At 33.6% G+C, this 15,149-nt stretch carries 14 protein-coding genes and 1 pseudogene; 1 reads left to right on the forward strand and 14 read right to left on the reverse strand.

Annotated features, from left to right (window positions below; genetic code table 11):
* Window positions 1-48 precede the first annotated feature (48 nt).
* Window positions 49-882 (forward strand): DMT family transporter, encoded by an 834-nt coding sequence (locus tag FHR28_RS12175; protein ID WP_166782673.1) that lies wholly within the window; start codon window positions 49-51, stop codon window positions 880-882.
* A gap of 112 nt (window positions 883-994) precedes the next feature.
* Here FHR28_RS12175 and FHR28_RS12180 read toward each other — a convergent pair whose 3' ends face one another.
* The 14 genes and pseudogenes from FHR28_RS12180 to FHR28_RS12240 form a co-directional block, all read right to left on the reverse strand.
* On the reverse strand, window positions 995-2,179 hold the full coding sequence (locus tag FHR28_RS12180; protein ID WP_056512528.1) for a hypothetical protein: 1,185 nt from the start codon (window positions 2,177-2,179) through the stop codon (window positions 995-997).
* Window positions 2,180-2,364: 185 nt separating this feature from the next.
* Window positions 2,365-2,859 carry a hypothetical protein gene (locus FHR28_RS12185; RefSeq protein WP_166782674.1) on the reverse strand — a complete coding sequence of 165 codons (495 nt, stop codon included), beginning with the start codon at window positions 2,857-2,859 and terminating at the stop codon, window positions 2,365-2,367.
* Between the two features lie 20 nt (window positions 2,860-2,879).
* Window positions 2,880-3,602 (reverse strand): tetratricopeptide repeat protein, encoded by a 723-nt coding sequence (locus tag FHR28_RS12190; RefSeq protein ID WP_166782675.1) that lies wholly within the window; start codon window positions 3,600-3,602, stop codon window positions 2,880-2,882.
* A 111-nt stretch (window positions 3,603-3,713) separates the two neighbouring features.
* Entirely contained in the window at window positions 3,714-4,865 is a 1,152-nt protein-coding gene (locus FHR28_RS12195) for an SEL1-like repeat protein (protein WP_004721396.1), read from the reverse strand.
* On the reverse strand, window positions 4,862-5,314 hold the full coding sequence (locus tag FHR28_RS12200) for a hypothetical protein (RefSeq protein WP_166782676.1): 453 nt from the start codon (window positions 5,312-5,314) through the stop codon (window positions 4,862-4,864). The genes FHR28_RS12195 and FHR28_RS12200 overlap by 4 nt, the downstream gene beginning before the upstream one ends.
* A gap of 367 nt (window positions 5,315-5,681) precedes the next feature.
* The gene (locus FHR28_RS12205) at window positions 5,682-6,122 is read right to left on the reverse strand and encodes a hypothetical protein (protein ID WP_004721399.1); all 441 of its coding nucleotides are present in this window, start codon (window positions 6,120-6,122) and stop codon (window positions 5,682-5,684) included.
* A gap of 208 nt (window positions 6,123-6,330) precedes the next feature.
* A complete protein-coding gene (locus FHR28_RS12210) occupies window positions 6,331-6,771 on the reverse strand; it encodes a hypothetical protein (RefSeq protein WP_166782677.1) in 441 nt (146 codons plus the stop codon).
* A 96-nt stretch (window positions 6,772-6,867) separates the two neighbouring features.
* Entirely contained in the window at window positions 6,868-7,362 is a 495-nt protein-coding gene (locus FHR28_RS12215; RefSeq protein WP_228722062.1) for a hypothetical protein, read from the reverse strand.
* A complete protein-coding gene (locus FHR28_RS12220; RefSeq protein ID WP_166782678.1) occupies window positions 7,359-7,823 on the reverse strand; it encodes a hypothetical protein in 465 nt (154 codons plus the stop codon). The genes FHR28_RS12215 and FHR28_RS12220 overlap by 4 nt, the downstream gene beginning before the upstream one ends.
* 282 nt (window positions 7,824-8,105) lie before the next feature.
* Window positions 8,106-8,573, reverse strand: a complete 468-nt coding sequence (locus tag FHR28_RS12225; RefSeq protein ID WP_166782679.1) for a hypothetical protein — start codon at window positions 8,571-8,573, stop codon at window positions 8,106-8,108.
* Entirely contained in the window at window positions 8,570-9,313 is a 744-nt protein-coding gene (locus FHR28_RS12230) for a hypothetical protein (RefSeq protein WP_228722063.1), read from the reverse strand. The genes FHR28_RS12225 and FHR28_RS12230 overlap by 4 nt, the downstream gene beginning before the upstream one ends.
* Window positions 9,314-9,466 (reverse strand): annotated as a pseudogene (locus tag FHR28_RS21925) (RHS repeat-associated core domain-containing protein); the annotation flags it as partial.
* A gap of 90 nt (window positions 9,467-9,556) precedes the next feature.
* Window positions 9,557-10,048, reverse strand: a complete 492-nt coding sequence (locus FHR28_RS12235; protein WP_166782680.1) for a hypothetical protein — start codon at window positions 10,046-10,048, stop codon at window positions 9,557-9,559.
* 11 nt (window positions 10,049-10,059) lie between these two features.
* On the reverse strand, window positions 10,060-15,144 hold the full coding sequence (locus tag FHR28_RS12240) for an RHS repeat-associated core domain-containing protein (protein WP_228722064.1): 5,085 nt from the start codon (window positions 15,142-15,144) through the stop codon (window positions 10,060-10,062).
* Window positions 15,145-15,149 lie beyond the last annotated feature (5 nt).

Consider the following 15,149-nt stretch of genomic DNA (forward strand, 5'->3'; position numbering starts at 1 on the left):
TTAACAACATCATGCACATTAATTCAATCATGAACATGCAGGCAGCATATGAGCACGGCAATATTTGGCCTTATTTTAATCGCAGCGGTATTTCACGCCACATGGAATGCTATTGTCAAAGCAGGCTCAAATAAATTTTTAACCACTGTACTGGTAACTGCATCAGCAGCAGTTTTAGCAGCGCTACTACTGCCCTTTTTCCCGATACCACATCGCGCTAGTTGGCCTTATATTTTGGCCTCAACGGGAATACAGATTCTCTATTTTGGTATGGTTGCCAAAATCTATCGTGTTGCTGACATGGGACTAAGTTATCCACTGATGCGTGGTACTGCACCGCTTATTGTGGCAGTTTTAGGGACATTCTTGCTGCATGAAACATTAGAACTTAATGCTTGGCTTGGGATCATTACCATTTCCATCGGCATTTTATCTATGATCTTCGCGACCTCTCAAACAGGAAGAAAAGGGATTGGCTTAGCCTTGCTCAATGCAGTTTTAATTGCTGGCTATACCTTGGTGGATGGTCATGGGATTCGTCTCTCAGGATCACCCATTTCTTATATCTTATGGAGCTTTGTGCTCTCAGGTCTGATCTTTTTTATGTTTGCCTTGAAAATGCAGTATCGCCAGATGGGTGATTATTTTCGCCATAATTGGCATTTCGGTTTAATCGGTGGGATTGGCTCATTTTTCTCTTATGGACTCGCATTGTGGGCGATGACACTTGCACCAGTTGCTATTGTTGCCGCACTGCGTGAAACCTCGATTTTATTTGCGACGCTAATTTCGATTTTTATTCTCAAAGAGCAAGTTAATGCGATACGTATTATCTCGTCATGTATTATTTTAATCGGGGCATTGATCCTAAGAGCCGTCTAACCCTAACAGCCGTTTATTCCTAAGTACCAACTATTCCTAAGAATGGCTGGCGTAGGCAGAATCGAAAAAACCAGTCTATTTAAAATAGGCTGGTTGATCTTCAATGTTAATTTTAGAAGTAATAACCCAGTGATAAGTAAAATAATTTATTCCACTGATTACTGTCGCCTTGTGCAAGACCGTTGGCACTGCCGCCTGTCATTGGATCATTACGACTCCAAATATACTCGCCCTGAATCCCTACGGCCTTGTAATTAAAATACACTCCAGCAATTAAACGATCTGAATCTTGATAGCCCTTTTGATCTTTAAAGAAACGGCTATAGGACAGATAAGGTTTAATATTTTCCAACTGATAAAAGGGTTGAGCCAAAGTGTAATTAATTTCATTGGCCATAAATTTGCCTTTATTGGCCACTTGGTAGGGATAATCAAATGCCCCGATGGTTGAGCTATTTGGCAGAAGATTATCGGCATTTTTAATGTTCTGTTCACCTGCAAGGAAAAGCCATTGCCATGCTTGATAATTGGTTGTACTAAATACACTCCATGTACTTCGATGACCATCTTGCTGCGTGCGATTATTTTCCAGATCTGAGTACCAGAATGAACCACCAATCTCAGTTGAAAACTTTTGCGCTGGGTCTAGCTCAAATTTTTTAGATAAGCGAGTCACCCACATATTTTTTTCATCGATATCTGTGCCTTGGCTTAAATCATCGGCTTGAACAAAGTTACCACTATAGCGACTTGCGTCTTTGGATGTTCCTGTATAATTACCACCATCTGTTGGGTAAAAACCTAAAATAAAATTGTATTGATCATTTTTAAACTGATACTTCGCACCTAGATTTTGAATATCTTCTAAGCCAACCGTATTTAGCAAGGTTTCATAATAGCTGTTGCCCCACAGTCGACCAAATCCAAAATCAACTGACTGGAAACCTACGGTAAAGCGTTGTTGGTCTGAAATTTTATATCCAGCCCAAGCATCTTTTAGAAATAATCCATCACATAAACGGCTGTATTGGTAACAGCGTAGATCTAATGAGGCAATCCAATTTGGGTTTTCATAACTCAATACCGTTTTAATATCTGCAAGCTGCCAATCCTTGTTTTTAGAACCTTCATTTGCCTCAACGATATAATCTTTGTACATATATCGGGTACGGATTGCGCCAGAAAGTTTAAGTTCACCTGATTCTGTTTTAGGGTCACCTATACTTAAATCTGCTGCAAAACTAGGCATGCTGACCAAAAGCCCCATTGAACCTATAAATAGAAATAACTTCTTCATTGTTGTACATCCTTGTTTAACCTCATATAAAAATGAAGAATTTATGTACAACAAACAATGGGCAAACTATAAAGTCGGAATTTACAGACTGTGTTTAATGCGGATTGATTCAATCACGATAAGGGGATAAAAAAACTGTGATTTTAGGTTTTATTGAAAAACCAAACTTATGACAACGATTCAAATCAAAGCGTCTTAAAATCAATAAAATCGTTTGAATTTTGATTACAAGTAGCTAACTTTGATGTACTTTTATAAACAGAAATCTGCCAGAAATTAATGTCATCATAGCTTAATGGAATACCTGCTGGAGTCTTTGCGAATTTTCCTAATGGATATAAAATAATTAGAGAAAAATCTTCTCCATAGCAAAAATTAACGTAATTATCATGATTAGTCTCGACTAATTTCCACCCTCCATCTTCAAGTTTTTTATAAATATTTTTCATTTCATCGCGATTTAAATCTGCTTTTTTAATTTTAATTAATGCATATTGCTCACCATAATTATGATTACCACGAGCATTAATGTCCTTATATTCATAAATATAGCCATGAAAATATATATTCATAAAATTCTTAAAACGGTCAGGAATAATTTCTGCTTTATCTGTATTTGAACATGCAGCCAGCCAAAACACTAGAAATGAGGTTACAATAGACTTAATAATTTTTTTCATAACGTCTCAAAAAAACCTAACTATAAGTATTTTTTAATTCTATTTGGCACTTTGCTTAAAAGACCTAATTTTTTCATCTCTACATAATATAGAGCGTAGTTTTTCCTAGCGAGCGGTTCATTTTTTTGTGCGACATAAATATCGGCTATATTTAAGTAAGCTACTGCTCTACTTGGATCTAGCTTTATAACATGGTTTAAAATGTTTAAAGATTCATTGTAATAACCTAATTTATATAAATAAAATGCAGAATCATTAAGCTCTTGAACATCATTTTTGCTATATACAGGCAATTGACAATTTATACTTTTAATTATTTCATCTATTTCTAATTTCTCAGACTTTTTCAATTTCTTTAAATTTTGGCTTGTTGAATAATTCATATAAACAACTGCGCCTCTTCCCCCACCGACATCAGCCTCCCAAATAGGTAGATCCTTTTGCTTATCCCACTTTCCAGCACACATACCGCTTAACATCGTCGGAATAGCATCAACAATCACTTTATTTTTATTATTGATAATTAAACAGTAACGTTGATCTTGATCTGAAATCGGTAACGTCAAAAAGTTATATTTTTTAGTGATGTATGAATATTCAGGAAAGGCATCTTTCGATGAAAGACTAAAATTTGCATCACTTAAATTTAGCGGACTGCAATTTTTATAGCTTAAAAAATCAGGAGTTGCATGTACTGAAAAAATTGTACTACTTAACAATATAAAGAGCGTTTTCTTTAGCATTATCGTTGTCCTAATGTTTATATCTTTATTAGATGTACAGGTTCATTCATTGGCATATAAAATTTGTCACTTTATAAAGTAATTTAGAGGCTACATGCTGTTTTTAAATATTTATTGGATTTTATTCAACATATCCATAGCAGGCTGAAATCCATAGTTTTTAGCATATTCTAGATATTCTTTTGATTTATTTAAATCACGATTAACTCCCAATCCATTTAAATACATATAACCTAAATTTGAAGCTGCTACAACTTTTATGTCTTTATCTGACTGACTATATAGTGAATTAAAAGTAGTTAATGCTAATTTATAATTTTTAGAACAATTATTACCTAACAAATATTCAGAACCAACGCTTAAACCAGCAGATAAATAACCTTTATCAAAAGATAATTTATACAAATCACAAATCTCAGGATTAGCAACTCCATCTGATTTATATTGTAATACTCTAGCCTTCAATGCATACCCTATAGCAACATTATGTTCTATTAATTTATTCGATAAATCAATAACTTTATCCAAATCACGATAACCTTCAAGATTTGTCATTTCTCCCAAGTATAAAACAGCTAAATCAGCATAAGAAAACCAATACTTTTTATCAATTGCAATGTTATTATATTTAACAAACCCTTCTATATTACCTTTTTGGAGTTCAATCAAAGCTATCTCTGAAAAAGAAGCAGGAATATATTCTTTCGATTGATTCAATAATAATAATGCTTGATCTAAATTTTTATCTACACCAATCCCTCTGCTATATCTTGCACCTAAACTATGTATTGCCAGAGGATTTCCTAGATTAGCTGCTTCTTTTATTAATATAGTTGCGGAATTAATATTACCTTCTGCTTCATATTTTTTAGCTAACCAAAATTTTGCTTGAGGATTCTGATGCTCTGCAGCATATTCGATATATTTTAATCCTTCTGCCTCATTTTTATCATAAAACTCTCCATAATATTTTAAATTTCCTAAGATATAGGCATCAGCAGGCCTTTTATCATTCTGTTCTAAGCACTTTTTACTATTATCATTAAAATTTTCAAAGTCTATTTGACAATTTGGTATCAATTTTTGATTGACTTCATTTCTTAGACTTATTGGGATCAGTCCACATTTGATCGTGCCATACTCATTTGCAATTTCACATGGGATTGAAATTATATTTGGATTTTTCTCTTCGGCAATGCTCACTTTTGAGTTTGCACAACCACTTAACCATCCTATCAAATATAAAATCAATAATTTATTCATTTTCTTGCCTTGTTATTTTCGAAATTGGTAATTCTTTTATTAATTAATTTTTTGTTCTCATAACTCAACTCATTATAACCCTCTGTTTTTATGAAATTTTTTAATTTTTCCAATAAGATTTTCTTATCATTCTCATTAATATACTCATACAATATTGCTTCTGCCTCAGCATCATATATAAAAGCATCTCCTCCCAATATAATTATTGAATAATAGAAATCTACTCTATCACTTTCTTTTTTTTCTTTAATCATATGTATTTCTTTATAGAACATACTAATCCAGATTCTATCTGGAGCCTTTTGAAGTAATAGCACTTTAACGCTTCCCCATTGGGCACTACCGCCAATTGCTTTAATTTCAGACAAAACAAAACCTATGTAGCCTAAAATATAGATAACTAAAAATAGAAAAACACTTAAAAATATATAAAAAATGCGATGATTCATTTTATCTCTTCGTTCAAATAAATAAAATTTATATACTTATTTTTATTTCCTAAAAGATAACCAATTAAGCCTATTGTTATCCTTTTTAAAAATTTACCACGAATTTGTCTGAATAATATATTTACTCTCCATCTTAATCTACTTTCTAAGTATTCAACCCTGTTTCAATTACTTTTAGCGTTGTTAAATTTAACCAATCTATATTTATGGGTTGGGCTAGACCCGCTCTAAAATTCCAAAGAGTTATACTAGATCAGTCGTTAATTTCATTTGAAAGTTATCAATTATATAAACTATTAACTACAGCCCCCCCCCTAAACAGCTGATTAAAAAAGTGATCCACACTTAAAAAGTTAAAATCAATAGATTAATTGCAGGAATCAACACCAGAAATTAGATACATAAACGCAACGCCATTTACTGAAAAATCTCCTGGAGTCAACACTGAGCCATTATAATCAATTACAGGACCTGAATTTTCAGTTACAATATTAATACGATTATTCCTACCTAAACAATATGTATCAACGCCTTTACCCTGTCCTTTGAGTACCCATCCATCTTGTTTTAATATCTTTATTATTTCATCAAGTTTTTTTGAATCCTTAGAAACTTCTACATTAGAAATCTGTGTTTGCGATTTATTTATTGCATTTCTTATTTTAACATCAGAACCCAATATTTTGATCATTTTATCATCAAAAGGATATCTATCCGAATCATCTGGTCTAAGACCTGTTGTACAAGCAATTAATACCAACACTAAACTCATACAAGAGAGCATTTTTATAATCTCAAATATTCTCATTTACTACTCTCCTTATTACACTAATTACCTTTGATTTTTGAACTTTTTTATTATAAATTTTTATTTTCCTTGTTTAAATCATACCTTAACCTATAATACACTTAAATACATGTAGCCTGAATTTTAAGATACTACAATCCTCAGTTCTTCACTAAGCTGATTATATAAGTTATTAAACTAATTTATAATTTAAATATAAGAAAATAAACTACTCACACTCATTAACTCCAGAATTAACATATGAAAATATAACTGTATTTACGGAAAAATCACCAGAAGTCAATATTGAACCCTGATAACCAATTATAGGACCTGAATTTGCTGTTATAATATTAATACTATTATTTTTACCTAAACAATATGTATCAACGCCTATACCCTTTCCTTTGAACACCCATCCATCTTGTTTTAATATCTTAATTATTTCATCAAGTTTTTTTGAATCCTTAGAAACTTCTACATTAGAAATCTGTATTTGCGATTTATTTATTGCATTTTTTATTTTAACATCAGGACCCAATATTTTGATCATTTTATCATCAAAAGCATACTTGTCTGAATTATCTGGTCTCAGACCTGCTGTACACGCGATCAAGTTAACCGTTGAAATAATACAGAACAGAGTTTTTATATTTTCACCTATTTTCAAAATATTACACCTCATATTTGAATTAAATTTCCTTTAAACACCAGAAAAATATTTTTTAAATACTTCTAATAATTTTAAATAAAAACTCCGTACAAATTACTTACAACCATTTACACCATCATCATTATATACATAATAAATCAACCAATCATTAAAATCACCAAAGACAACTCTACTTCCACTTCTATCAAAATATTCATTCTTTTCTGGATATAAAATTCCTAATTTATTATAAACACCATGACAATATATATATAATCCATTATAAACATCCTTTCTTACCCATCCTTCTTTTATTATCTTTTCTTCAACACCAAAAAATTCAACTTTACTCATATTATCTTTGGATATCAAAATATTAGACATTTCAGCATTAGGCTTCACTATCCCAGGCTCATACTCATATTTATACCCTTTAAAAACCAATTTTGAAAACTCTTGAATATCGACCTTATTTTTGTGTGAATTATTATTTACACATGACACTAAGAAAAAGGGTAATCCTAGTATAGAAAAGAATATTTTATACATTTTTAATCTATAAGTTTTATCCAAAGTTGATTTTAGTTTTGTCAATAAAAAACTATTCAAAATTCAGCATCCTTACAATATAAAGTTCCTTCTTTTATATACTTTATACTTATCCCCCACTTATCAAGAGAACTAGATTTTATGTATAATTTTTGACCAAATTTATCATAATAGTCCATTTTTTCTGGATAAATAATTGTCATTTGATTATATCGATCATAACAAAAAACATATTGATCCTCAGATGTATAAACCAACTCCCATTTTTTCTCTATTTTACTTTTTATCATTTCAAAATCAGATAAGGATAAATCAGACTTAGGAATAAAAACATTATAGTAGTTCGCAAAACCTCGTTGCATACCTACCTTTAAATCATAATTATAGCCATCAAATAAATAAGAAATTTCTTTCTCAACTTCAATTTCATTGCTTTTAGAACTATCTATTTCATTACATGCTTGTAAAAATATAATTATAATTATTAATAAACCGACTTTAATCCAAACACCAACTTTCATTTCACCTTATTTTCCACATTCAAGTTAAACCTAACAAACAATTATAATATAAAAAATATTACAAGATACTCAAATCAATCTAATAAAAAATTCAATCAGTTTTTAACAACTACACTAATATATCTACTTCATCAACACACTCTCCTTTAAAAATAATATTTCTCACAAACAACTAAAAAACCTCACAAAAACAATATTAGCCACTATTTATAAAAAATGGCTAACCATATTACATAAGAATCATTAAATTTAAATATCACTAAGACTTCTAAATATTTTAATTTACTCTAACTCTATGATTGGAAGCTTCTCTTTACGACAATCATTAACTTTCCTTTCATTATAATCAAGAAAAATTACCCAATTATTTTGGCTAGATGGTTTAACCTCATGACCTATGAAACTATAATATATATCTTTTTCAGGAAATAAAGCTCCAAGATAAATTTTTTCACCAAAACAATATTCGTAAAAATTATCTTTATTAGATATTAATTTCCAACCATCCTTTTTTAATTGAATATCAATTTTCTTATATTCAATTAATGACAATCTAGCCTTCCATATTTTTGTTATTGAATATTTATTTTCTGGCTTATTTATGGAAATATACTCATCAGGAGCATATGCTCTAAAGTATTTATCAATTATAATTTTGGAATACACCCCATCCTTTGAAACTTTAGTATTCACACACGAAGTTATTAATATTATAAAAACAATAAGATGCCCAAAATTAATCCATTTCATTTTTTCTTATCCTTATTCAAAAACTCTAGTTTAAAGTTCGCATTCTTTGTATTAGTCTCTGACATATCAAAGGTTGTAGTCCCAGCACCAAACTCAATACCTACTTTAGCTGTTGGACTAAACCATTTTTCAGCCTCTGGAATGGTCACGCCACCAGTTACTCCCCTAAATCCAACTGTTGTTGTCACGCCTTTACCTGGAAGCCAATTATTTACAAAACGAGCGATATCTTCTCTATCCTCTTTAGTTTTATTTGTAATATAACCAAAGCTACACCCTCCTCCCTTAGCAGTTATACTTTTATAAATACCTTTTGCAAATTGTAAAGATGTTAAATTTTTTTTATTCAACATTGCTGCTATATCGTTTGGAATTGCTGTACCGCTAATCCCCTGAGTAAGATAAACACTTCCATCATGCAAATTAACAACAGCTCCCGCTGATAGTGGCCCTACCCCGCCAGAACATATTGCATAATCCAAAGTACAAGTATTTTCCAATATACATTTACCTACTCTATCAATCTGATCCAATTCACGATCTCTACCAGAACTATTTGAATTGTATGGAAAATTAACATGTCCTTTTTGAACTGCATCGAATTTATTTTTAACCCATTTATCTAATTTTCCAACTGTCGTGCTTTCTACTTTTGCTTTTGCTTTAAGATAATCTTGCTTTCTTTTTGCATCTAACTCTCTATTTATTTTATCAAAATCATAATATTGTTTATCAGCCATCAACCCCATCGGATCCACCCACTGATTTGGATCACTAACATACTTAGTGCTATGTAAACCACCAAATAACCCAATTGGGTCTTTACTTACATAGCTTGCATTATACGGTTCGTAATAACGATAACGGTTATAGTGTAGGCCTGTTTCTTTATCCTTACGCTTCAGACCGAGCAGTGCTCGATCTTTTCTATGCTCCTTGAGATCTTAGCTTGGTTTGCTCAAGTAAATTATTAATCCTTCAAATCAAAGCTTCTTAAAATCAATAAAATCCTTTGAATTTTGATTACATTCAGCAATCTTAGTAGTACTTTTATAGATAAAAATATTCCAACTATTAATATCATCAAATTTAATAGGGACTCCCGTTGTAGTTACCTCATACTTTTTTAAAGGAAAAAGAATATCCAAACTATAATTATCACCATAGCAAAAACTTACATAATTTTTATTATTAGACTCAATTATACGCCAGCCATCTTCTAGTAGTTGATTATATATTTTCTCCATCTCATGTTGATTTAAATCATCTTTACTTATTCTAAAAAGTGCATATTGCTCACCGTAGTTATGGTTACCCCTTGCATTGATGTCCTCGTAATAGTATGAATATTTATTAAAGTATTTATTCATAAAAACTTTTAACCGATCAGGAATAAAATTATTATTCTCTTGTTCATAATTGGTACACCCAGCAACACAAATTAAAAAATAAAATAAAATAAAATAAAACTTCATAATTTCCTCATTTAATATTTAATCGGTGTTTTGAGGGCAGGAATGCTAATTGAAACTCCACCATCAACATCAAATTTCTCAGTATTTAGTCCAATTTCAATAGCTTTTGGTGTTTTTAAACTCAACCAATTTGGACCCATTGCAGAAGCCACCCCAATTCGTATATTTCTTAATGTCCCGCCAACACCACCGGCACCACCTTGTAAGAAACTATCTGTATATTTAGACTGAACACCTTTCGTGTTATAAATATACCCTAAACTACACTGTCCCCCTAAAAGTTGAGACATTTTCTTTATATCAGCTTGAGTATTAGTTACCCCTTTATATATTTGCTTTGGCACATATAGGAGATCAGCTCCAACAACCATATATGACTGTCCATTCCATAAATTAACTGCTACACCTGCACTCCTTCTAGTTCCAGATTGGCTACAATATAAATAATCTGGCAATTTACAAGTAGGGCTCGCATGACATGCTATAGCCATCAGAGCTTGAGTTGTATCTAAAACTTCTTTTGCTTTTTCTTTGCTTTTTACCCCAAGCTCATAAGCATTAATATTGGCAACAGCACTTCCTAATTTTTTTGTATCGTTATATAAATTTACAGCACTACCCTTTATTGAATGAAGCCCACTTTTTACATAAGGTGAGGCAACTTCGCTAATTTTTTGCACATTTCCAACCACAACAGCTCCCCCCCTATATACATCTTTTGCTGTATTTTTCACAGAATTAGTTGCCTCAACTAATTCTGTATACATCAGTGTTGATGGAATTTTTGCTATATTAGCAACTTTCTGTAACTGTTTTTTTTCATAATCTGTTATAAATTCAGTTGATTTGTCTTGACTTAGTCCAAATGGATCCACCCACTGATTCGGATCACTCACATAAACAGAATTATTTAACCCACCATCTAATCCAATTGGATCTTTACTCACATACCTTGCACTATACGGTTCGTAATAACGATAACGATTATAGTGTAAACCTGTTTCCTTATCGTAATATTGCCCTTGAAATCTTAAGTTGGTTTGCTCAAGCAGATTATCACTTGTATTAATTTCTAAAGCAGTGCCCCATGTATCCTGTTTGATTTCCCAAACACACTCGCCTAGCTCATTACTTAAAGTTTGTGGTGTACCGACTTGGTCGCAGTGATAAAACGCAACACGTTCTAATTCAGCTTTGTTTTTTCTTGTTTCAGTTTTCCATACAGGATCTTTATAAATCGAATAGGGTACGTTTTGGAATTGACGATAGTCTGGTGTTTCAATCAGCTGAATAAAGCCTGTATAACCAGTCTGTAATAACGGTACAAAGCTATTCGGTTCATAGACATAGTGCTTAGTATAATCAGTTTCAGCTTTCGATGATTTCACTGATTCCCACACCATCAAATCACCATCCCAACCAAATAAAGTTAAACTGTGGTCTGTTTGGTTATTCTTAAATAATCGTCTGCCAAAAACATCATAACCATAGTCTGTGATTTGACCATTGTTGTCACTTTGAATCAAACGATTTAAGTTATCCCAAGTGAGTTTTAAGGTCTGACCTGCTTGGGTGGTTTCAATCACATTGCCCTGTGCATCATATTTATAATGTTTGCCTTGATACTGGCTAATCAAGTTATTTTTCACTTGCGCAGCTTGTGTGGCAATCGGATCAATCAAGTTCCCCGCAGGATCAAAACTAAAGCTTTCCGATTTATATGGGTTTTGGCTTTTGATTAAACGCCCGATTGGATCATATTTGTAATTTAACTTTCCTAAGCGACTATCATCAACTTGAGTCAGTAGGTAGTTGTTATCATAGTGATAATGGCGTTCTGCTTGAAATTGTAGTCTGTCCGTAGTTTCTTGCTCTGGGCGAATGATTTGTGAGCTGAGTAAGCCCACATCATTATAATTCTTAGTTTGCACTAAACCATTGGCCAGCAGTCGTGTAGTTTCACGGTGTAAATCATCACGTTGAAATGCCACCATATCTTGTTGGTTAAAGGCAATACCATAAATATGCCCAGATCCATAACTTAGATTGGCTTGTACTTGCCCATCAGGACGAATGGTTTGAGTCAAATTCCCCAATTCATCGTACTCATAACGTAATACTGCTGTCAGTGGCGTTAGATTTGCTACTTTATAGTGTTGATGCTCACGTACCAATTGTCCAAGTTGATTACGATAAAAATCAATTTGGCTTTCTGTATTGGTCGCTTTACTGAGTTGGTTATTTAAGTTGTATTCAAATTCTTCAACTTGGCTATGCCGAGTCTGCAAATGGGTATAAGTCTTTGACGCGATCGAACCATCCGTATGATAGCCGAATTGAGTCAGAATATTTGGTTGGCGGATTTGAAATAAAAATCCATTGTCATGATATGTAAAGTGCTTTTCTTCACCATCAAAGGCTTGTTCACGCACCAATTGCCCAAAATGATTATAGTCAAATAGATATTCGGTATGGTTTTGATTGCTTAGTTTTTGAATTCGACCTTGTTTATCCCACTGGTAGCCGATTTGGTGTCTATTGGCATCGACCCGTTGCGCTAATAGCCCGACTTGATTGTATTTATATTGGGTGATTAAGCCTTTACTATCAGTATGCTTAAGTAAACGCCCTTCTTCATCATGTTCAAATTGTTCTTTTAATCCATCAGGATAAATGATTGCTTGTAACTGCCCTCGGTCTTTACCTTGAGTACTGTAGAGATACTGAACCTGTTGTGCATCCGCAGCAGCTTGTGCGGTCAGTGTACCGTCTGCATCATATTCCCAAGCACTACTTTTCCCTGAACAATCGGTATACGACACCATCTGCCCAAGATCATTATATTGAATTTTCTTTGAGCCGCCTTTGGCATCAATCACTTCAACCAATTGATTATCATTATTATATTTATATTGGGTAGTATGCCCTAAAGGATTAATGTCTTTGCTGACATTGCCATCAGCATCATATTGTTTTTTCCAGATATTGCCTTCTGGGTCCTTAGTTTCAGTCAGATTACCATTTTCATCATAGGCAAAAAGGATGATGCCACCATTTGACTGTACAATTTTCACCAACTGACCTAGTTCATTATAAGCTTGTTCAGTTTCTAAGCCTGCAAAATCAATTTGTCGAGTAATCCGTTTTTGACTATCTCGAGATATCCACTTTTCACGACCATCGGCTAAACGAGTACGATAGGTAAAACCGTCTAAATCAAAATAATAATAGGTTGGAACTTCATAAGCATCATAGACTGCCACCTGACGCAAACGTGGATGCCATTCTAAACGGGTTTTAAAACTACCATCATCTGCCCATTCCTCAATCGCTTTGGCTTTGGGTGCGGTAGAGTCATATCGAATATTTTGCCCACGTCCAGTACGATCTGTATAACGGGTCAATTGATGGGCATGATTATATTCATAACTGCGTGTATGTCCATTTTGATCAATGGCTTTGATCAGATTGCCTTGTTGATCATATTCATAACGTGCTAATGCTTCCGCTTGTTCATCGACAAATGCGGCAATGACTTTGGCTTGTTCATTAAAAGCAAACTTGACTAAGTGTTTAGCGCGCTTCAATTGAAAATCAATCGCCTGTAAATAGGCAAATTGTTCAAACAATAAATAGGTCAGAACCACCTTTTCATCAGTCTGATCATTAAATTGTTGAACGAGGTGATAATGTTTTCCCGCATTAAAACTATGAAAATGGAAATTCCAGTCTGAACCAAAATTCAGCAATAAATCTCCATCGTCATGTGGCGCGACACTAAAGCCTTCAAAGGGTACGTAATATTTTTCATAGACGATCGAAGCAGGCAGCTGATGTTTACGTCCATTGCTGTCAATAAATAAATACCCATTTTGATTTTGTATGATCACATTGGAAAATGGCATCATCCAACGTGCGCCGATCATACTGTGGTCAAACTCATTCATCTGAGAGTTATATTGACGACTAAAGGTAAAACCAACTTTAGGCAAGTAAAAGTCTGAATGATTAACCCGCTCCGCACCAATCGCATAACTAATACTATGTGTCGTTGCTGAATCACTCGGTAAGGAATCGGGTTGTTGGGTTGCACAACTCGGATCATTTAAAGCATCAGGTTGTAAGGTGACAAACTCTAAAATATCACCATTGATATGCTGCTCATGTTCGCCTGTTTGGTTTAACGGCACACTGGCTGTGGCTTTTTTACCTTGAGTTTGGATGGCTTTTAGGGTTTCTTGAATCAACCAAGCAAGGCTATATTGAGTTCCTGTATTGCTTTGTTGTTGAATCACTGTAGCAAGTTGTGGTGTCGCCTTAAGCACTTCTTCTGTTAATCGTGTTGCGATATTCGGAGTCATCTTTGCGGTCATATCAGCTTGTGCAGGTGTACCCAACAAATCAATCAATGGCTGTGCCCAGTTGCTAAACTGCTTGCTGGGATCACGTTTTTCAGCTGTGGCTCCCGCTGAAGCAACGCTGGGCAATCCAGCTACAGCACTGCTGCTAAAAGCTTGGAGAATTGAAGTCCCTAGTGTCGTAGCACTCGACAATAAACCTGATAATTTACTTTGTGTTTCTTGTAGGAATTTTTCTAAATCGCTGGCCATCTGCGCATTTAAGTGTAGCTGCATACGACGTAAATCAGCTTCTTTGATTTTGCCATTGGCTGGGTATAAACATTCTGCCATTAAACCCAGCATTGGACGTAAAGCCATACGCACATGCGCTTCTGTATTCGGTTGTAAAAATAAACCGATTAAGTTCATGCTTAACAATGCCGATTGTTGTACGCCTGCCTCGGCTTGCTTGGGTTCAGTGGCAAATAAAATAAGGTCTAAAACACTGCCGGATAATGCAAAGATATTGGCGACTGTCGCTACATTGGCGCTTGCTTTGATCTGTTCTAGGCTGGTATTTCCGCAAGCCTGTAAATAGTTTTGGATTTGATGCGCGATAAACTTATGGTCTTCTGTATGCGTCAGACTGGCCAAATTAAATACTGCCAACTCTACCGCTGGCTTGGTCTCTTTAGCGGTTGGTTGTTGCTGTGTATTTGACCCTGCGGTCTGATTTTTACTATCTATAAATGCCATAAACT

This window comes from Acinetobacter sp. BIGb0196, from assembly GCF_011759595.1.
In the GTDB taxonomy this organism is placed as follows: domain Bacteria; phylum Pseudomonadota; class Gammaproteobacteria; order Pseudomonadales; family Moraxellaceae; genus Acinetobacter; species Acinetobacter guillouiae.